The organism is Escherichia sp. 93.0816 (genome assembly GCF_013368855.2).
In the GTDB taxonomy this organism is placed as follows: domain Bacteria; phylum Pseudomonadota; class Gammaproteobacteria; order Enterobacterales; family Enterobacteriaceae; genus Escherichia; species Escherichia ruysiae.
The window spans coordinates 19,515-37,563 of record NZ_JABWNC020000028.1; the positions used below are offsets into that span (position 1 = coordinate 19,515).

The 18,049-nt window shown below is 48.3% G+C and carries 17 protein-coding genes; 10 read left to right on the forward strand and 7 right to left on the reverse strand.

What is annotated here, in order from left to right; all coding sequences use genetic code 11:
- Positions 1–56 precede the first annotated feature (56 nt).
- Entirely contained in the window at positions 57–968 is a 912-nt protein-coding gene (cysM, locus tag HEM79_RS20185) for a cysteine synthase B (RefSeq protein WP_001297645.1), read from the forward strand.
- Positions 969–970: 2 nt separating this feature from the next.
- Here the strand turns inward: cysM and HEM79_RS20190 are convergent, their stop codons facing one another.
- Positions 971–1,339, reverse strand: coding sequence for a YfeK family protein (locus HEM79_RS20190; RefSeq protein ID WP_021551185.1), 369 nt, complete (start codon positions 1,337–1,339; stop codon positions 971–973).
- 104 nt (positions 1,340–1,443) lie between these two features.
- On the opposite strand from HEM79_RS20190, the gene pdxK reads away from it, so the two are divergent.
- A complete protein-coding gene (gene pdxK / locus HEM79_RS20195; protein WP_176242390.1) occupies positions 1,444–2,295 on the forward strand; it encodes a pyridoxine/pyridoxal/pyridoxamine kinase in 852 nt (283 codons plus the stop codon).
- A gap of 42 nt (positions 2,296–2,337) precedes the next feature.
- On the opposite strand, the gene crr is transcribed toward pdxK, so the two are convergent.
- From crr to cysZ, 5 genes are all read right to left on the reverse strand, one after another.
- Positions 2,338–2,847, reverse strand: a complete 510-nt coding sequence (crr, locus tag HEM79_RS20200) for a PTS glucose transporter subunit IIA (RefSeq protein WP_000522247.1) — start codon at positions 2,845–2,847, stop codon at positions 2,338–2,340.
- A gap of 40 nt (positions 2,848–2,887) precedes the next feature.
- Positions 2,888–4,615, reverse strand: coding sequence for a phosphoenolpyruvate-protein phosphotransferase PtsI (gene ptsI / locus HEM79_RS20205; RefSeq protein WP_000623129.1), 1,728 nt, complete (start codon positions 4,613–4,615; stop codon positions 2,888–2,890).
- A 44-nt stretch (positions 4,616–4,659) separates the two neighbouring features.
- Complete coding sequence (gene ptsH, locus HEM79_RS20210) at positions 4,660–4,917, reverse strand: phosphocarrier protein Hpr (protein WP_000487600.1); 258 nt, start codon at positions 4,915–4,917, stop codon at positions 4,660–4,662.
- Positions 4,918–5,300: 383 nt separating this feature from the next.
- On the reverse strand, positions 5,301–6,272 hold the full coding sequence (gene cysK, locus HEM79_RS20215; RefSeq protein WP_000034402.1) for a cysteine synthase A: 972 nt from the start codon (positions 6,270–6,272) through the stop codon (positions 5,301–5,303).
- A gap of 183 nt (positions 6,273–6,455) precedes the next feature.
- On the reverse strand, positions 6,456–7,217 hold the full coding sequence (gene cysZ, locus HEM79_RS20220) for a sulfate transporter CysZ (RefSeq protein ID WP_000255355.1): 762 nt from the start codon (positions 7,215–7,217) through the stop codon (positions 6,456–6,458).
- A gap of 229 nt (positions 7,218–7,446) precedes the next feature.
- Between cysZ and zipA the strand changes: the two genes are divergently transcribed.
- The 3 genes from zipA (at position 7,447) to HEM79_RS20235 (ending at position 10,745) form a co-directional block, all read left to right on the forward strand.
- Positions 7,447–8,439, forward strand: coding sequence for a cell division protein ZipA (zipA, locus tag HEM79_RS20225; protein ID WP_176242388.1), 993 nt, complete (start codon positions 7,447–7,449; stop codon positions 8,437–8,439).
- A 70-nt stretch (positions 8,440–8,509) separates the two neighbouring features.
- On the forward strand, positions 8,510–10,525 hold the full coding sequence (gene ligA, locus HEM79_RS20230; RefSeq protein ID WP_176242386.1) for an NAD-dependent DNA ligase LigA: 2,016 nt from the start codon (positions 8,510–8,512) through the stop codon (positions 10,523–10,525).
- A 1-nt stretch (position 10,526) separates the two neighbouring features.
- A complete protein-coding gene (locus HEM79_RS20235; protein WP_000410201.1) occupies positions 10,527–10,745 on the forward strand; it encodes a DUF3820 family protein in 219 nt (72 codons plus the stop codon).
- Here the strand turns inward: HEM79_RS20235 and HEM79_RS20240 are convergent.
- Entirely contained in the window at positions 10,742–11,740 is a 999-nt protein-coding gene (locus tag HEM79_RS20240; RefSeq protein WP_000765628.1) for a bile acid:sodium symporter family protein, read from the reverse strand. The genes HEM79_RS20235 and HEM79_RS20240 overlap by 4 nt on opposite strands.
- Before the next feature lie 630 nt (positions 11,741–12,370).
- Between HEM79_RS20240 and HEM79_RS20245 the strand changes: the two genes are divergently transcribed.
- From HEM79_RS20245 to HEM79_RS20265, 5 genes are all read left to right on the forward strand, one after another.
- Positions 12,371–13,624 carry a nucleoside permease gene (locus tag HEM79_RS20245; RefSeq protein WP_176242384.1) on the forward strand — a complete coding sequence of 418 codons (1,254 nt, stop codon included), beginning with the start codon at positions 12,371–12,373 and terminating at the stop codon, positions 13,622–13,624.
- A gap of 42 nt (positions 13,625–13,666) precedes the next feature.
- The gene (locus tag HEM79_RS20250) at positions 13,667–14,596 is read left to right on the forward strand and encodes a nucleoside 2-deoxyribosyltransferase (RefSeq protein ID WP_176242382.1); all 930 of its coding nucleotides are present in this window, start codon (positions 13,667–13,669) and stop codon (positions 14,594–14,596) included.
- 251 nt (positions 14,597–14,847) lie between these two features.
- Positions 14,848–15,681: a xanthosine phosphorylase gene (xapA, locus tag HEM79_RS20255; RefSeq protein WP_176242380.1), complete on the forward strand. Its 834-nt coding sequence runs from the start codon at positions 14,848–14,850 to the stop codon at positions 15,679–15,681.
- A gap of 57 nt (positions 15,682–15,738) precedes the next feature.
- Positions 15,739–16,995 (forward strand): nucleoside permease, encoded by a 1,257-nt coding sequence (locus HEM79_RS20260; RefSeq protein ID WP_176242378.1) that lies wholly within the window; start codon positions 15,739–15,741, stop codon positions 16,993–16,995.
- Between the two features lie 74 nt (positions 16,996–17,069).
- Positions 17,070–17,954, forward strand: a complete 885-nt coding sequence (locus HEM79_RS20265; RefSeq protein WP_176242376.1) for a LysR family transcriptional regulator — start codon at positions 17,070–17,072, stop codon at positions 17,952–17,954.
- Positions 17,955–18,049: the final 95 nt, after the last annotated feature.

Below are 18,049 nucleotides of genomic sequence, written 5' to 3' on the forward strand. Positions count from 1 at the left end.
GGCCTGATAAGACGCGCAAGCGTCGCATCAGGCAACACCACGTATGGACAGAGATCGTGAGTACATTAGAACAAACAATTGGCAATACGCCTCTGGTGAAATTACAGCGAATGGGGCCGGATAACGGCAGTGAAGTCTGGTTAAAGCTGGAAGGTAATAATCCGGCAGGTTCGGTGAAAGATCGCGCGGCACTATCGATGATTGTCGAGGCGGAAAAACGCGGAGAAATTAAACCGGGCGATGTGTTGATTGAAGCCACCAGCGGTAACACCGGCATTGCGCTGGCAATGATTGCTGCGCTGAAAGGCTATCGCATGAAATTGCTGATGCCAGACAACATGAGCCAGGAACGCCGTGCAGCGATGCGTGCCTATGGTGCGGAGCTGATTCTTGTCACCAAAGAGCAGGGCATGGAAGGTGCGCGCGATCTGGCGCTGGAAATGGCGAACCGGGGCGAAGGCAAGTTGCTTGATCAGTTCAACAACCCCGATAACCCCTACGCCCATTACACCACCACCGGGCCGGAAATCTGGCAGCAGACCGGTGGGCGCATTACCCATTTTGTCTCCAGCATGGGGACAACCGGCACCATTACCGGTGTGTCACGGTTTATGCGCGAACAATCCAAACCGGTGACCATTGTTGGCCTGCAGCCAGAAGAGGGCAGCAGTATTCCGGGGATTCGTCGCTGGCCAGCGGAATATCTGCCGGGGATTTTCAACGCCTCGCTGGTGGATGAGGTGCTGGATATTCATCAGCGCGATGCTGAAAACACCATGCGCGAACTGGCGGTGCGGGAAGGTATTTTCTGCGGCGTTAGCTCCGGCGGTGCCGTTGCAGGCGCGCTACGCGTGGCAAAAGCCAACCCTGGTGCGGTGGTGGTAGCGATCATCTGCGATCGTGGCGATCGCTACCTTTCCACCGGCGTATTTGGCGAAGAACACTTTAGCCAGGGGGCGGGGATTTGAGTTTATTGCGCAGGCACTGTTTTATCCGTCTGGGCAATTAACGTATGTAAAAAAGGTTGCGCGTTTTCATCGCTCTTACCAGGGATCTTCACAATGTAAGGCTTTCCGGTAATCGATGATGACGAGGCAACCTTATCAATAAATTGCTCGGCAGTATCAATGCGATTACGGGTATTGCCCAGCTTCAGACGCAGATGGGAAACCGCTTCATCGCAGGTGTGTTCATCGCCGTTGCGAACAAATATCAAATCCTTTTTCTTTGCTAATCCCTCGAGCATGGCGTTGATGCGGGCTTCTTCATGAGCTGTTAACTTCGCGTAAGCGGGGAGTGCCATTAACAGCGTAATGACCAGGCAAATGATTTTCTTCATTGAATTACCTTATCCTTGTTTTGTGATAGCCGATTTGACTGCCAGAATCAGGTAAAGTTTCGGTTGGAATACGATGGGGATCATCGGCAAGGAGAAAAAACTAAATGAGTAGTTTGTTGTTGTTTAACGATAAGAGCAGGGCGCTGCAGGCGGATATCGTCGCCGTGCAGTCGCAGGTCGTGTACGGCAGCGTAGGCAACAGCATTGCCGTGCCTGCGATTAAACAGAACGGCCTGAATGTCTTTGCCGTGCCGACCGTGTTGCTGAGCAATACGCCGCATTATGATACGTTCTACGGTGGTGCGATTCCGGACGAGTGGTTTAGCGGCTATTTGCGTGCGCTTCAGGAGCGTGATGCGCTGCGCCAACTTCGCGCTGTTACCACGGGCTATATGGGGACGGCATCGCAAATCAAAATCCTTGCCGAATGGCTGACAGCCTTACGTGAAGAGCATCCTGACTTGCTGATTATGGTTGATCCGGTGATTGGCGATATTGATAGCGGTATTTACGTCAAAGCTGATCTTCCCGATGCGTATCGGCAATATTTACTGCCGCTGGCGCAGGGGATTACGCCAAATATCTTTGAGCTGGAAATCCTGACCGGTAAAAATTGTCGTGACCTCGACAGCGCCATTGCTGCCGCAAAAAGTCTGCTTTCAGAGACATTAAAATGGGTGGTTGTTACCAGCGCCTCCGGTAATGAAGAACATCAGGAGATGCAGGTGGTGGTGGTCAGTGCCGATAGCGTGAATGTCATTTCCCATTCACGGGTAAAAACCGACCTGAAAGGTACTGGCGATCTGTTTTGCGCCCAGCTTATCAGTGGATTACTGAAAGGGAAGACGTTAACCGACGCAGTACACAGCGCGGGCTTACGTGTGCTGGAGGTAATGCGTTATACCCAGCAGCATGAGAGCGATGAATTGATTTTGCCGCCGCTGTTAGAAGCATAAAAAAATGGCGCCGATGGGCGCCATTTTTCATTGCGGCAAGAATTACTTCTTGATGCGGATAACCGGGGTTTCACCCACAGTTACGCTACCGGACAGTTTGATCAGTTCTTTGATTTCGTCCATGTTGGAGATAACAACCGGAGTCAGGGTAGACTTGGCTTTCTCTTCCAGCAGTGGCAGATCGAATTCAATAACCGTATCGCCAACTTTCACGCGCTGACCTTCTTCAGCAATACGCTTGAAGCCTTCGCCTTTCAGTTCAACGGTGTCGATACCGAAGTGGACGAACAGCTCAACGCCGCTATCGGATTCGATAGAGAACGCGTGGTTGGTTTCAAAGATTTTACCAATGGTGCCGTCAACCGGAGCGACCATTTTGTTACCAGTCGGTTTGATAGCAATGCCATCACCAACGATTTTTTCCGCAAAAACGACATCCGGCACGTCTTCGATATTGACGATCTCGCCAGAGAGCGGAGCAATGATCTCAATAGTTCCGGTATCCTTTTTGTCATCGGAAACCAGAGATTTCAGTTTATCGAACAAACCCATGATCTTCTCCTAAGCAGTAAATTGGGCCGCATCTCGTGGATTAGCAGATTGTTTTTTCTTCAATGAACTTGTTAACCAGCGTCATTAACTCGTCCGTTGTCGGTTGAGCAAGAGCCTGCTCTGCTAACACCTTCGCATCTTCGAAGTTCGTGTTACGGATAATCTTCTTAATGCGCGGGATAGAAATGGCACTCATAGAGAATTCGTCCAGACCCATCCCCAGCAACAGAAGTGTAGCACGTTCATCGCCAGCAAGCTCACCACACATGCCAGTCCATTTGCCTTCAGCATGAGAAGCATCAATAACTTGCTTGATCAAGTTCAGCACGGACGGTGACATTGGCTGGTAAAGGTGTGAAATCATATCATTACCACGGTCAACTGCCAGAGTGTACTGCGTTAAATCATTGGTGCCGATACTAAAGAAATCAACTTCTTTGGCTAAATGACGCGCAATTGTTGCGGCAGCCGGTGTTTCCACCATCACGCCAATTTCAATTGATTCGTCAAACGCTTTACCTTCGTCGCGCAGTTCCTGTTTGTAGATTTCGATCTCTTTGCGCAGAGCGCGTACTTCTTCGACAGAGATGATCATCGGGAACATGATGCGCAATTTACCGAAAGCAGAGGCACGCAGGATAGCGCGGAGCTGATCGCGCAGGATCTCTTTGCGATCCATCGCGATACGGATAGCACGCCAGCCGAGGAACGGGTTCTCTTCTTTCGGGAAGTTCATGTACGGCAGCTCTTTGTCGCCGCCAATGTCCATGGTACGAACGATAACAGCCTGCGAACCACACGCTTCAGCAACTGCTTTATAGGCAGCAAACTGTTCTTCTTCTGTTGGCAGCGCGTCGCGGTCCATGAACAAGAATTCGGTACGATACAGACCAACGCCTTCAGCGCCGTTACGTTCTGCACCTTCAACATCACGAACAGTACCGATGTTAGCGCACACTTCTACCTGGTGACCGTCCAGCGTAATAGCCGGGAGATCTTTCAGTTTAGCAAGCTCTGCTTTTTCAGAAGCAACTTGCTCCTGAACAGCGCGCAATTTATCGATAACTTCGTTGGTTGGATTGACGTAAACCTGATTATTTACGGCATCCAGAATCAGATAGTCGTCATTTTTCACCTGCGAAGTGACGCTACCAGTACCCACGATGGCCGGCAGCTCCAGAGAACGCGCCATAATAGAAGTGTGGGAAGTACGGCCACCCGCGTCGGTGATGAAACCCAGCACCTTCTTCAGGTTCAACTGTGCGGTTTCGGACGGTGTCAGGTCAGCGGCAACCAGAATGACTTCATCCTGAATGGCGCTCAGATCGATAATCTTCAGACCCAGGATGTTGCGCAGCAGGCGCTTACCGATATCACGCACGTCAGCCGCACGCTCTTTCAGGTATTCATCATCCAGTTCTTCCAGGGCAGAAGCCTGACCTTCAATAACTTCATGAGCAGCTGCGTCAGCCGTCATGTGCTTATCTTTAATCAGGGCTATGATTTCCTGCTCCAGCTCCTCATCTTCGAGCAGCATAATATGCCCTTCAAAGATGGCTTCTTTTTCTTCACCGAACGTTTCACCAGCTTTCGTTTTGATCGTTTCCAGCTGGGCTGATGCCTTGGCACGACCGCTCAGAAAACGTTCAACTTCCTGATCAACCTGGTCGGCAGAAATTTTTTTCCGGTCAATGACGATTTCGTCTTCTTTCAGAAGCAGAGCTTTACCGAAAGCGATACCCGGGGATGCTAAAATGCCTGAAATCATAACCCTACCTTACTTGTGACTGATTTTTAAAAGAACCCGGGAAATTACTCGAGTTCCGCCATCAGTTTAACCAGATGTTCAACCGCTTTCTGCTCGTCTTCGCCTTCAGCGGAGATAGTCACAACGGTCCCTTGAGTCAGGCCCAGAGTCTGCAGTTTAAACAGGCTTTTCGCGCTGGCGCTTTTGCCGTTGGAAGTCACAGTAATTTCAGAAGTGAAGCCCTTAGCTTCTTTTACAAACTGGGCAGCAGGGCGGGTGTGCAGACCGTTCGGAGCGGTAATGGTAACTTCTTGCTGGAACATTGTATTTCCCCAACTTATAGGTTTAGTGTTGTGGAACTAAAGTCTAGCCTGGCGGTTTGACTTTAGCCTGTATTGTTAGCGCCAGTTTTTAACAGACGCGACGCACGAAGTGTTCTGTACAGTCCATTGCTGGCGGGTATTGACCGCTGACGTTTCGTTCATCATTAAACATTATGCCGCTAAAGGAAGAATTGAACCAAATCATAAAATCGATTCAGCTAAGGCTTTTCCTGTAACGATTAATTTCGCGCATCAAAATAATTAGTCAGGTTAAATACCAGTTCCGACAGGCTGAATCAATGCCAGGAGAGGCTAAAATTTGAAGTAGGCCACAAAAAAGCACCTGAAAAGGTGCTTTTTTACGCATTTTTAACAACCTGGCATTACTGTTGCAATTCTTTTTCGGTAAAGAGATCGGCAAACAATGCGGTGCTTAAATAACGCTCACCCGATGATGGCAGAATAACCACAATATTCTTATTGGTAAAGCTTTCATCTTCTTGTAGTTTCAACGCCGCAGCAACCGCCGCGCCGGAGGAGATTCCGGCAAGAATGCCTTCTTCTTCCATTAAACGACGTGCAGTAGAGATAGCTTCTTCATTGGTGATGCCAATAACTTTATCGACCAGTTTGAGATCAAGGTTCGCCGGGATAAAGCCCGCGCCGATGCCCTGGATTTTATGCGGGCCGGGTTTGATTTCTTCACCTGCCAGCGCCTGGGCGATGACGGGAGAATCGGTTGGCTCAACGGCGACAGAGATGAGATCAGTCTTGCCTTTGGTGCCTTTAATGTAGCGGCTGACGCCGGTCAGCGTACCGCCAGTACCGACACCCGCAATAAATACATCAACCTGACCGTCGGTATCTTCCCAGATCTCCGGACCGGTGGTTTTTTCATGAATTTCCGGATTCGCTGGGTTGCTGAATTGTTGTAGCAGCAGGTATTTCTCTGGGTTACTGGCGACAATTTCTTCTGCTTTTTGAATCGCGCCTTTCATGCCTTTCGCGCCTTCAGTCAGTACCAGGTTTGCGCCCAGGGCTTTCAGCAGTTTGCGACGTTCAATACTCATTGTCTCTGGCATGGTCAGAGTGAGTTTATAACCGCGAGCGGCTGCCACATAAGCCAGAGCAATACCTGTGTTGCCGCTGGTGGGTTCAACCAGTTCAACGCCGGGTTTCAGCACGCCGCGTTTTTCGGCATCCCAAATCATATTGGCACCGATACGGCACTTAACGCTGAAGCTGGGGTTACGAGATTCCACCTTCGCCAGAATACGTCCGTTACCGATGCGATTCAGGCGAACCAGCGGTGTGTGACCGATAGTCAGCGAGTTATCTTCAAAAATCTTACTCATGGCCTGTCCTTAACTGTATGAAATTGGGATACAACAGGTAGCATACCCGCTCAGAGAATATGCGGAAGTAAGGATTTAGCATATCTATATGCAGAAGGGAAATAATGGCTTGCAAGATGGAATAAGGGTGGCATAAGCCACCCCTGTTTCATACAAAAAGTTTACAAAACAACCGGAAAATTGTTACCGCCATAATGCATGTTTAGCGCGATAGCAATCGACCCACATCGCTGTCGCGCCACAGACGGCCACCGGCATGATGAACAAGTTGAGCACCGGGATCATCGTGAACAGACTCGTTAATGCGCCAAACTGCATATTGGTGATTTTGCGCGTGCGCAGGGCAGTGCGCATCTCTTTGAACGGCACTTTGTGGTTGTCGAACGGATAGTCGCAGTACTGAATGGCTAACATCCAGGCGCTGAACAGGAACCACAACACTGGCGCGACGGTTTGCCCGATGCCTGGGATGAAGTAGAGGATCAGCAATACGATGGCGCGTGGCAAATACCACGCAAATTTTTGCCATTCACGTTTCATAATTCGCGGCACATCTTTCATGATGCCAAAAATTCCGGTATCCGGCGGCGTAGCGCCTGTCAGTCTTGCTTCCAGTTGTTCAGCCAATAAACCGTTAAATGGCGCGGCAATCCAGTTCGCAATAGTTGAGAAAAAATAGCCAAAAATCAGTAGCACGGAGAGAACCGCGACAGGCCACAGCAAATAGCTTAACCATTGCAGCCAGTCAGGCACGTGGCTCATTAATGATGGGATCCAGACATCCAGTTGGGTAAAGAGCCACCAGAATGCACTTCCCATCAACAAAATATTGACTAACAGAGGTAAAATGACAAAACGCCGAATCCCGGGTTGCGAGACGAGCTTCCAGCCTTGCGCAAAATAGTAAAAACCGCTGCGTGGGGAAGATGTGTATGTTGAAACCATAATCAGGAGATGCTCCTTTTGACCAATCCCAGGAAAATTCTGCGTATTTTACCGACTAATTGCGCAATGGACAGTTAGGATATGTTCGAAAAAACAGCAAAAAGCACGATTTCATCTATCTTTGTGCTGTGAAAGTTAAGAGTGCACTTGCACTCGAGGTAATCGGCAAATACTCTTAGTGAGTAAATGTTTGCCGTGGTGGCAAGGTGTTAGAACAACAGAGAATATAATGATGCAGGATTTGCGTCTGATATTAATCATTGTTGGCGCGATCGCCATAATCGCTTTACTGGTACATGGTTTCTGGACCAGCCGTAAAGAACGATCTTCTATGTTCCGCGATCGGCCATTAAAACGAATGAAGTCAAAACGTGACGACGATTCTTATGACGAGGATGTCGAAGATGATGAGGGCGTTGGTGAGGTTCGTGTTCACCGCGTAAATCATGCCCCGGCTAACGCCCAGGAGCATGAGGCTGCTCGTCCGTCGCCGCAACACCAGTACCAACCGCCTTATGCGTCTGCGCAGCCGCGTCAACCGGTTCAGCAGCCGCCTGAAGCGCAGGTATCGCCGCAACATGCTCCGCATTCAGCGCAGCCGGTTCAGCAACCGCAGCCAGTTCAGCAGCCGGCCTACCAGCCGCAGCCTGAACAGCCAGTTGTTTCGCAAGTACCGCCAGCTCCGCAACCGACGCAGCCAGCTCCCCAACCAGCGCAGCAGGCTTTCCAGGTTGCGGAACCCGTAGCGGCACCGCAGCCTGAACCTGTAAATGAACCGGCGCCAGTCACGGATAAGCCGAAGCGCAAAGAAGCGGTGATCATTATGAACGTCGCGGCGCATCACGGTAGCGAGCTGAATGGTGAACTGCTTCTTAACAGCATTCAGCAGGCGGGCTTCATCTTTGGCGATATGAATATTTACCATCGTCATCTTAGCCCGGACGGCAGTGGCCCTGCGTTATTCAGCCTGGCGAATATGGTGAAACCGGGAACATTCGATCCTGAAATGAAGGATTTCACCACTCCTGGCGTCACTATCTTTATGCAGGTTCCGTCTTATGGTGATGAACTGCAAAACTTCAAGCTGATGCTGCAATCTGCGCAGCATATCGCTGATGAAGTCGGTGGCGTGGTTCTTGACGATCAGCGCCGTATGATGACTCCGCAGAAACTGCGCGAGTATCAGGACATCATCCGCGAAGTGAAAGACGCTAACGCCTGATACACTTAAGGCAAATTAACTCTTCTTCGAACCCCCGCTTGTCGGGGGTTTTTAGCATTGATGGTGCGATATGGAATCAATCGAAAGACAACTCACAGAACTGCGAACGACGCTTCGCCATCATGAATATCTTTATCATGTGATGGATGCGCCGGAAATTCCCGACGCTGAATACGACAGGCTGATGCGTGAGCTGCGCGAGCTGGAAGCAAAACATCCGGAACTCATTACCCCGGATTCACCAACCCAGCGCGTAGGCGCAGCACCGCTGGCAGCCTTCAGCCAGATTCGTCATGAAGTTCCGATGCTGTCGCTGGACAACGTTTTTGATGAAGAGAGTTTTCTCGCCTTCAACAAACGCGTACTGGATCGTCTGAAAAGTAACGAAAAAGTCACCTGGTGCTGTGAGCTGAAGCTGGATGGTCTTGCCGTCAGCATTCTGTATGAGAATGGCGTTCTGGTCAGTGCGGCGACCCGTGGCGATGGCACCACCGGAGAAGACATTACGTCTAACGTCCGTACTATCCGCGCTATTCCGTTGAAATTGCATGGTGAGAATATCCCGGCGCGCCTGGAAGTGCGTGGTGAAGTATTCCTGCCGCAAGCTGGATTCGAAAAGATCAACGAAGAGGCGCGACGCACGGGCGGGAAAGTATTTGCTAACCCACGTAATGCGGCGGCAGGTTCGCTGCGTCAGCTTGATCCACGTATCACGGCGAAGCGACCGCTCACTTTCTTCTGCTACGGCGTTGGTGTACTGGAAGGCGGCGAGCTGCCTGACACCCATCTTGGCCGTTTAATGCAATTTAAAAAGTGGGGATTACCGGTCAGCGATCGTGTCACGTTATGTGAATCGGCAGAAGAGGTGCTGGCGTTTTATCACAAAGTTGAAGAAGACCGCCCGACGCTGGGCTTTGATATCGACGGCGTGGTGATTAAAGTCAACTCACTGGCGCAGCAGGAACAGCTTGGCTTTGTTTCACGTGCCCCGCGCTGGGCAGTGGCGTTTAAATTCCCGGCACAGGAACAGATGACTTTCGTGCGCGACGTTGAGTTTCAGGTTGGACGTACTGGCGCTATTACGCCCGTTGCGCGTCTGGAACCTGTACATGTTGCAGGCGTGCTGGTGAGCAATGCTACCTTACACAATGCCGATGAAATCGAACGTCTTGGTTTACGTATTGGCGATAAGGTGGTGATCCGCCGCGCTGGCGATGTGATCCCGCAGGTGGTTAACGTCGTGCTTTCTGAACGCCCGGAAGATACCCGTGCCGTAGAGTTCCCGACACATTGTCCGGTATGTGGTTCTGATGTTGAACGTGTGGAAGGAGAAGCAGTCGCCCGCTGTACAGGTGGCCTGATTTGCGGCGCTCAGCGTAAAGAGTCACTGAAACACTTTGTTTCCCGTCGGGCGATGGACGTTGACGGTATGGGTGACAAAATCATCGACCAGCTTGTCGAAAAAGAGTATGTCCACACACCTGCTGACCTGTTCAAACTCACCGCAGGCAAACTGACCGGACTGGAGAGAATGGGGCCGAAATCAGCGCAAAACGTGGTGAACGCGCTGGAAAACGCGAAAGAAACCACCTTTGCCCGCTTCCTTTATGCGCTTGGCATCCGCGAAGTCGGCGAGGCCACCGCAGCAGGTCTGGCGGCATATTTCGGCACGCTGGAAGCACTGGAAGCAGCCTCGATTGAAGAGCTGCAAAAAGTTCCCGATGTCGGAATTGTCGTTGCATCCCATGTTCATAACTTCTTTGCTGAAGAAAGCAACCGCAATGTCATCAGCGAGCTGTTAGCGGAAGGCGTTCGCTGGCCTGCGCCGGTCGTCATCAACGCTGAAGAGATCGACAGTCCGTTTGCCGGTAAAACCGTGGTGCTCACCGGTAGCTTAAGTCAGATGTCGCGTGATGACGCTAAAGCTCGCCTGGTCGAACTGGGCGCGAAAGTTGCGGGCAGCGTGTCGAAGAAAACCGATCTGGTGATCGCCGGAGAAGCCGCAGGTTCTAAACTGGCGAAAGCGCAGGAATTGGGCATTGAAGTGATCGACGAAGCTGAAATGCTACGTTTGCTGGGTAACTGAGATGGAAAAAGAGCAGCTGATTGAAATAGCCAATACGATAATGCCGTTTGGGAAGTATAAAGGGCGTCGCTTAATCGACCTGCCGGAAGAGTATCTTTTGTGGTTTGCCCGCAAGGATGAGTTCCCGGCGGGAAAACTCGGTGAGCTAATGCAAATCACGCTGCTGATTAAAACCGAGGGGCTGACGCAACTGGTTCAGCCCCTGAAACGACCGCTTTAAATCTTCCCAGCGTGGCTTTCCTGCTGCGCCTGTAGTTGCTCGGTCTGGCGCTTATAACGACGCGCCAGCACCGCGCAAACCATCAGCTGGATCTGATGGAAAATCATCAGTGGTAGCACCATCATACCGATAACTGACGTTGGGAACAGAATGTTCGCCATCGGAATGCCATTCGCCAGGCTCTTTTTCGAACCACAGAAGACAATCGTTATCTCATCCGCTTTATTGAAACCTAGTCGGCGTGCCATAAAGACGTTAATCACAATCACGATAGCCAACAGCACGCAGCTGACCACCACGATAAACAGCAACGATCCCCAGCCGACTTTGTGCCAGATGCCGTTAACGACGGCTTCGCTGAAGGCCGTATAGACCACCAACAGAATGGAGGTCTGGTCAGTTTTCGCAATCCACTTTTTATTGCGTGCCACCCAGTTGCCAATCCACGGGCGAGAAAGATGCCCCAACACAAAAGGCAGTAACAATTGCAGCATAATCTTACCGACCTGTTCGAGGCTGCCCTCTGCACCGTGAACATTCATCACCAGACCAACCAGCAATGGCGAAAGGAAAATACCCAGCAGGCTGGAGGCTGATGCAGAACAAACGGCCGCCGCGACGTTACCGCCCGCCATCGAAGTAAAAGCGATTGCAGACTGCACCGTGGCAGGAAGAATGCAAAGATAGAGAAAACCGGAATAGAGCATTGGATCGACGTTTACTGGTTTCCACCAGGCAAACAGCACGCCCAGAACCGGAAACAGTACGAAGGTACTGCACATCACCCACAAATGCAGTCGCCAGTGACTACCGCCTGCAATAATGGCCTCTCGCGACAACTTCGCGCCGTGCATAAAGAACAACAGGGCAATGGCTGCCGTGGTCAGATTTTCAAAGAAGGGGACAAAACCGCCTCTGGCCGGAAAGAAAGAAGCCAGTAACACCACCGTGACCAGGGTTAAGGTGAAAGGATCGAGGATACGAAAAAGTTTCATAAAGACTCCAGATGATCGATGCTTTCATTGTGCGTTGTTCTGATTGATAAATAAAACTGAATTGCTTAACAATTTGTGCGCGGTAATGGATGTGAGTAGGTTAGTCGCTTCGCCTGGTTGGCAGAGCGGGGGAGGATATCCCGGACGAGACAAATAAGACGTTCGACGAGAGAATCAGGTGACTATCGAAAAAATCACGGGAGGTTATTACTGCTGATGTTCATGGCGGTTTTAGCATTATAAGAACTGGTTTTAGAACCGCTATTTAATCGATAATGCCATTCTGAAGGTAAACTTTACCTACTTTATTATTCGCGGTGTGGTAAACCCTGGTGGCCAGGGGCAGGTTTAATACCAGACGTGGTCTGTTATCAGATATCCCACACAAATAATAAAATCAATGAATATTAATTTATTATATATTTGTCCTGTGATTGTTTGGCGTTATTGTTTTGTTGGGCTAATAATAACTCTAACTAATACATAATCCTTGCATAGTGACAAGGTATCGAGCTGAATGTTTTCAGTATTGATATCAAATTGCAATTGATCATCACGATAAAAAGTATTGGTAAATTTGATGAAATTCCGGATATTTAAAGAGGAGGCTCAAAATCGAAGGGGAAGAAAGTGAATCTAAGACTACAGTTAAAAGTTCTTTCATTTCTGCAATTCTTTTTGTGGGGAAGTTGGCTGAACACATTTGGCTCTTATATGTTTATTACGCTGCGCTTCAAAGGAGAAGATATTGGCGCAGTCTACAGTACACTAGGTATTGCCGCAGTAATAACGTCAACATTATTTGGCATTGTGGCAGATAAATGGATTAGTGCTAAATGGATTTATGCCGCCTGTCATTTTTTTGGCGCAGTAACATTATTTATCGCCGCATCAGTCACAACACCCTCGGCAATGTTCATTGTCATTTTACTGAATTCTCTCGTTTATATGCCAACGCTTGGTTTGAGTAATACGATATCCTATTACCGTATACAAAATGCGGGGATGGATATTGTGAGTGAATTTCCGCCGATACGCATCTGGGGAACGATCGGATTTATTGTTGCGATGTGGGCGGTGAGTCTGGCGGGGTTTGAATTAAGCCATATGCAATTGTATATCGGCGCGGCGGCTTCGTTAGGGTTAAGTCTGTTTACGTTGACATTACCTGTTGTACCGGTGGCTAAATCTAACCAGGCGCAAGGAATGATAGATGTTCTGGGGCTGCGTGCATTTACACTGTTTAAAAACAGAAAAATGGCTATTTTCTTTATCTTTGCCATGCTGCTCGGTGCAGAGTTACAGATTACCGGGATGTTTGGTAATACCTTTCTACACAGCTTCGAAAGTGTTCCAGAGTTTGCGAATAGTTATGTTGTCACCCACGCTTCTATTCTGTTATCGATTTCTCAGATTTCCGAAGTCTGTTTCATTCTTGCCATTCCATTTTTTCTGAAGAAATATGGTATTAAAAATGTCATGCTGATGAGCATGATTGCCTGGATGCTGCGCTTTGGTTTATTCGCTTATGGCGATCCATCATTCGGCGGTACAATTCTATTAATTCTTTCAATGATCGTTTATGGCTGTGCCTTTGATTTTTTCAATATATCTGGCTCGGTATTTGTTGAACAAGAAGTTGATCCATCGATTCGTAATAGTGCTCAGGGCGTATTCCTGATGATGGCTAATGGTTTTGGTTGTATTCTGGGTGGCTTTGTTAGCGGCAAAGTTGTTGATTATTTAACAACGGATGGCAATCCACAGTGGTCAACTATTTGGCTGGTATTTGCCGGATATTCACTGGTTCTTGCTCTCGCATTTATGGTGTTGTTTAAATATAAACATGACGGTGCAGCGACGACTTCCAGTCATTACGCCTAAAACGGTATTTATATTTTATTTTAATTAGCTAAAGAGGGTATTATGGCAAATCAATTATATAACCAGTGTCGGGTTTATTGCGCACCCTGGCGATTAGATGCTTTAAATTTAAATGACATTATCGATCAATGGATTGACGATGGCCTGCTACCGCCTTTAATTCATACTTTTCTTCCCTATCGTGATGATGCCGGTGCTTCCAGCGAAGAAGAGATTTTTGTTAACGATGTCGCGAATATGGACAACAGCGTTGGGGTTATTGGTTATTTTGATGGTGGAACCTATGATTCCGGTTGTGCGTGGGAAGTGGGCTACGCATGGGCTTTAGGGATGCCGGTTCATCTGGTAACGACTGATTTTCTGTTATGGGCATCTGGTAATTCTTCAGAGTTTTACCCTATAAGTAAGCTGATGAACTACGTCGCAAAAGTGGTTTCAGTGTCTGATTCTGATGCCAGTATCAGCAACTATCGTGAACAAATGACAGACATCATTAATCGTGCGTTGCAAATTTTTCAACAAAATTTAATCGCAGACTTTGGCACAACGATTGCGCCAGCGATACCGGTAACTCCACTGCCCATTGAGTATGATTATTATCTTGATCCTAATTTTATGTATACAGAACCCTCTCGGGGATTACTGGAGGATATCAAAGATGCGATCATTAGTTCAGGGAAGACATTTATCGTTGGCGACAACATGAATGATATTGCGACTGATATTGATAACTTAAGAAGATCCAGACAGGCCGTTTTTTATTCAGACACCTTTGAACCAAATGTCGATACCGGTATTATGAATGGCATTGCGTATGCGTTAGGGCAGCAATCTATTATTTATTGTAGCAAACAACAAAAATATCAGTCTGCGCTGGCGACCGATTATCTGAATTTAATGATTACCTGGTCATCAACTGTGGCACATTCATTTGCAGAACTTGAAACATTGATTGGAAATGCAGAAGTATAATTGTGTGTTTTTCTTGATTATCAGGTGAGTGATTGCCTGATAATCAGTTTTTTGTACTTTGAAATCAACTGCAAAAATAAAATCTCTCTGTCGAAATATCGAGTTTCTATATTTCATGAAGGGGGATGGTATGATCTATTTAAAAATTATATTGAATATTGATGATAAATGTATTGGTCACTAACGACTTCTTTTCGTTATAAAAATGATGACTCATATTTAACGAGTAATGTTTATTACAAGGACTTGCCATGAACCAATCTCATTTTTCACAAAACCCGTGGTATTGCGCAGATATCATTCGTCGTCACAAACCAGACTTTACCCCACGCGTTGCGTTTATTCTTGGTTCGGGGCTGGGGGCGTTAGCTGAACAAATTGAAGACGCAGTTGCCATTTCTTATACCGATTTGCCAGGGTTTCCGGTGAGCACTGTACACGGTCATGCAGGAGAATTGATCCTCGGTGTGCTCTCTGGTGTACCTGTTGCCTGCATGAAAGGTCGCGGTCATTTTTATGAGGGGCGGGGAATGACCGTCATGACTGATGCTATTCGAACCTTCAAGTTGCTGGGCTGTGAACTGTTGTTCTGTACTAACGCTGCAGGCTCGCTTTGCCCAGAAGTGGGGGCGGGGAGCCTGGTGGCGCTGAAAGATCACATCAACACGATGCCAGGCACACCGATGACAGGCCTGAATGATGATCGCTTCGGTGAACGCTTTTTCTCATTAGCGAACGCTTACGATGCTGGTTATCGCGCTGTTTTACAGGTTGTTGCGCAGGAAGAAAGTTTTCCGCTGACAGAAGGTGTTTTTGTTTCTTATCCAGGGCCTAATTTCGAAACTGCGGCAGAAATTCGCATGATGCAGATGATTGGCGGTGACGTAGTGGGGATGTCTGTAGTGCCTGAAGTGATCACTGCACGTCATTGCGAAATGAAAGTCGTTGCCGTGTCAGCAATAACCAACATGGCTGAAGGTTTAAGCGATGTGAAATTGTCACATGCCCAAACGCTGGCAGCAGCAGAATTATCCCGGCAAAACTTTATTAACCTGATTTGCGGATTCTTACGCAAAATCGCCTGAAAATAATAAATGATGGCCCTGCGGATGGGGCCATCTCACTGCGATAAGGAAATAAAAATGAATATCGCAACGCGCTTAAAGGTTATGTCTTTCTTGCAATATTTTATCTGGGGGAGTTGGCTAGTTACCCTCGGATCTTACATGATAAACACCTTACATTTTTCCGGGGCTGATGTGGGTATGGCATACAGTTCTAAAGGTATTGCGGCTATTATTATGCCAGCCATTATGGGCATTATTGCCGATAAATGGTTACGGGCTGAACGTACCTATATGTTGTGCCACCTAATTTGCGCCGGGGTGCTTTTTTATGCAGCATCCGTTACAGAGCCGAACATGATGTTCTGGGTAATGTTGCTTAACGCGATGGCTTTCATGCCAACAATTGCGTTATCCAATAGTGTTTCCTATTCTTGTCTGGCACAGGCCGGATTAGATCCAGTAGCCAGTTTCCCGCCAATCCGTGTCTATGGCACTGTGGGATTTATTATCGCCATGTGGTTAGTGAGTTTATTGCATTTTGAGTTGAGCAGTGTGCAGTTATATATCGCATCTGGTGCATCTTTAGTATTAGCTGTCTATGCGTTAACGCTGCCGAAAATACCGGTGGCGGAACATAAAACAAGTACAACGTTTTCCAGTAAGTTAGGATTAGATGCATTTGTCTTGTTTAAAAATCCGCGTATGGCGATCTTCTTTTTATTCGCCATGTTATTGGGTGCGGTGCTGCAAATTACTAACGTCTTTGGTAATCCTTTCCTGCATGATTTTGCCCGTAACCCTGAATTTGCTGATAGCTTCGTGGTGAAATATCCTTCCATTCTGCTCTCGGTTTCGCAAATGGCGGAGGTCGGCTTCATTCTTACCATTCCATTCTTCCTGAAGCGTTTTGGCATAAAAACCGTCATGTTGATGAGTATGGTAGCGTGGACATTACGTTTTGGCTTCTTTGCTTATGGCGATCCGTCACCTGGTGGCTTTGTATTATTGCTGCTGTCGATGATTGTGTATGGTTGTGCCTTCGACTTTTTCAATATCTCCGGTTCAGTGTTTGTCGAGCAGGAAGTGGACTCCAGTATTCGCGCCAGCGCCCAGGGGGTATTTATGACGATGGTCAATGGCGTTGGTGCGTGGATTGGCTCTCTTTTGAGTGGTATGGCGGTTGACTATTTTACGGTTGATGGAGTGAAAGACTGGCAAACTATCTGGCTGGTATTTGCTGCGTATGCACTGGTCTTAGCGGTGATCTTTGCCCTGTTCTTCCGTTATAAACATGAACCTGAAAAAATGGCACAAAAATCATTAGCTCACTGATGTAAACGGGGTTGACCCTGATTGCAATGTGCTAGATTTGGAGCCTTACTCATACCGTATGGAGCGCAATATTTATGGAAAGTACGCATCGTATTGATCTCAAGTTATTGCGCTATTTTCTTGCGGTTGCAGAAGAACTTCACTTTGGGCGGGCAGCCGCGCGACTCAATATGTCGCAACCGCCATTGAGTATTCATATCAAAGAGTTGGAACAACAGTTGGGCACTTTGCTGTTTGTTCGTCATTCGCGCAGTGTGGCGCTCACTCATGCGGGAAAAATTTTACTGGAAGAGTCACGTCGCCTACTGGCTAACGCCAGCCAGGCATTGGCTCGAGTAGAACAGATTGGTCGTGGTGAAGCAGGGCGCATTGAGCTGGGCGTAGTGGGAACAGCAATGTGGGGGCGAATGCGCCCCGCGATGCGACGATTTCTGAAAGAGTGTCCTAATGTTCACGTCTCATTTCGTGAAAAATCGCCAGGAATGCAAATGGCGTTGCTCGAGCGGCGTGAACTGGACGCGGGTATCTGGCGGATGGCGATTGAACCAACAGCAGGATTTACCAGTCTGCGATTACATAAATCCTCGTTTCTGGTGGCGATACCGGAAGATCATCATCTGGCATCGAGAACTGCTATTCCCCTAACTGCATTACGTAATGAGTACTTTGTGACGCTACCTTCAGTTCATTCTGACTGGGCATTTCTACAGCGCGTTTGTCAACATGCGGGATTTTCACCCATGATTGTTCGCGAAGCGGTAGAGCCGCAAACGGTGTTGGCGATGATCAGCATGGGGTTGGGCGTTACGCTGATGGCGGACAGCTATGCACAAATGAGCTGGCCGGGCGTGGTATTTCGGCCGTTAGAGGAACGCATACCAGCCGATCTGTATATCGTCTATGAACAGCAACAGGCGACGCCGGCGCTGGAAAGGTTGGTTAATGCTTTGATAGCGTGAAAGGATATCGCACATAGCAAAAAAGCGCCTTTAGGGCGCTTTTTTACATTGGTGGGTCGTGCAGGATTCGAACCTGCGACCAATTGATTAAAAGT

Bases quoted from the DNA above. Each gene is read 5' to 3' on its own strand.
- HEM79_RS20190 (WP_021551185.1), bottom strand. From the start codon at position 1,339: ATGAAGAAAATCATTTGCCTGGTCATTACGCTGTTAATGGCACTCCCC.
- pdxK (WP_176242390.1), top strand. From the start codon at position 1,444: ATGAGTAGTTTGTTGTTGTTTAACGATAAGAGCAGGGCGCTGCAGGCG.
- crr (WP_000522247.1), bottom strand. From the start codon at position 2,847: ATGGGTTTGTTCGATAAACTGAAATCTCTGGTTTCCGATGACAAAAAG.
- ptsI (WP_000623129.1), bottom strand. From the start codon at position 4,615: ATGATTTCAGGCATTTTAGCATCCCCGGGTATCGCTTTCGGTAAAGCT.
- ptsH (WP_000487600.1), bottom strand. From the start codon at position 4,917: ATGTTCCAGCAAGAAGTTACCATTACCGCTCCGAACGGTCTGCACACC.
- cysK (WP_000034402.1), bottom strand. From the start codon at position 6,272: ATGAGTAAGATTTTTGAAGATAACTCGCTGACTATCGGTCACACACCG.
- cysZ (WP_000255355.1), bottom strand. From the start codon at position 7,217: ATGGTTTCAACATACACATCTTCCCCACGCAGCGGTTTTTACTATTTT.
- zipA (WP_176242388.1), top strand. From the start codon at position 7,447: ATGATGCAGGATTTGCGTCTGATATTAATCATTGTTGGCGCGATCGCC.
- ligA (WP_176242386.1), top strand. From the start codon at position 8,510: ATGGAATCAATCGAAAGACAACTCACAGAACTGCGAACGACGCTTCGC.
- HEM79_RS20235 (WP_000410201.1), top strand. From the start codon at position 10,527: ATGGAAAAAGAGCAGCTGATTGAAATAGCCAATACGATAATGCCGTTT.
- HEM79_RS20240 (WP_000765628.1), bottom strand. From the start codon at position 11,740: ATGAAACTTTTTCGTATCCTCGATCCTTTCACCTTAACCCTGGTCACG.
- HEM79_RS20250 (WP_176242382.1), top strand. From the start codon at position 13,667: ATGGCAAATCAATTATATAACCAGTGTCGGGTTTATTGCGCACCCTGG.
- xapA (WP_176242380.1), top strand. From the start codon at position 14,848: ATGAACCAATCTCATTTTTCACAAAACCCGTGGTATTGCGCAGATATC.
- HEM79_RS20260 (WP_176242378.1), top strand. From the start codon at position 15,739: ATGAATATCGCAACGCGCTTAAAGGTTATGTCTTTCTTGCAATATTTT.
- HEM79_RS20265 (WP_176242376.1), top strand. From the start codon at position 17,070: ATGGAAAGTACGCATCGTATTGATCTCAAGTTATTGCGCTATTTTCTT.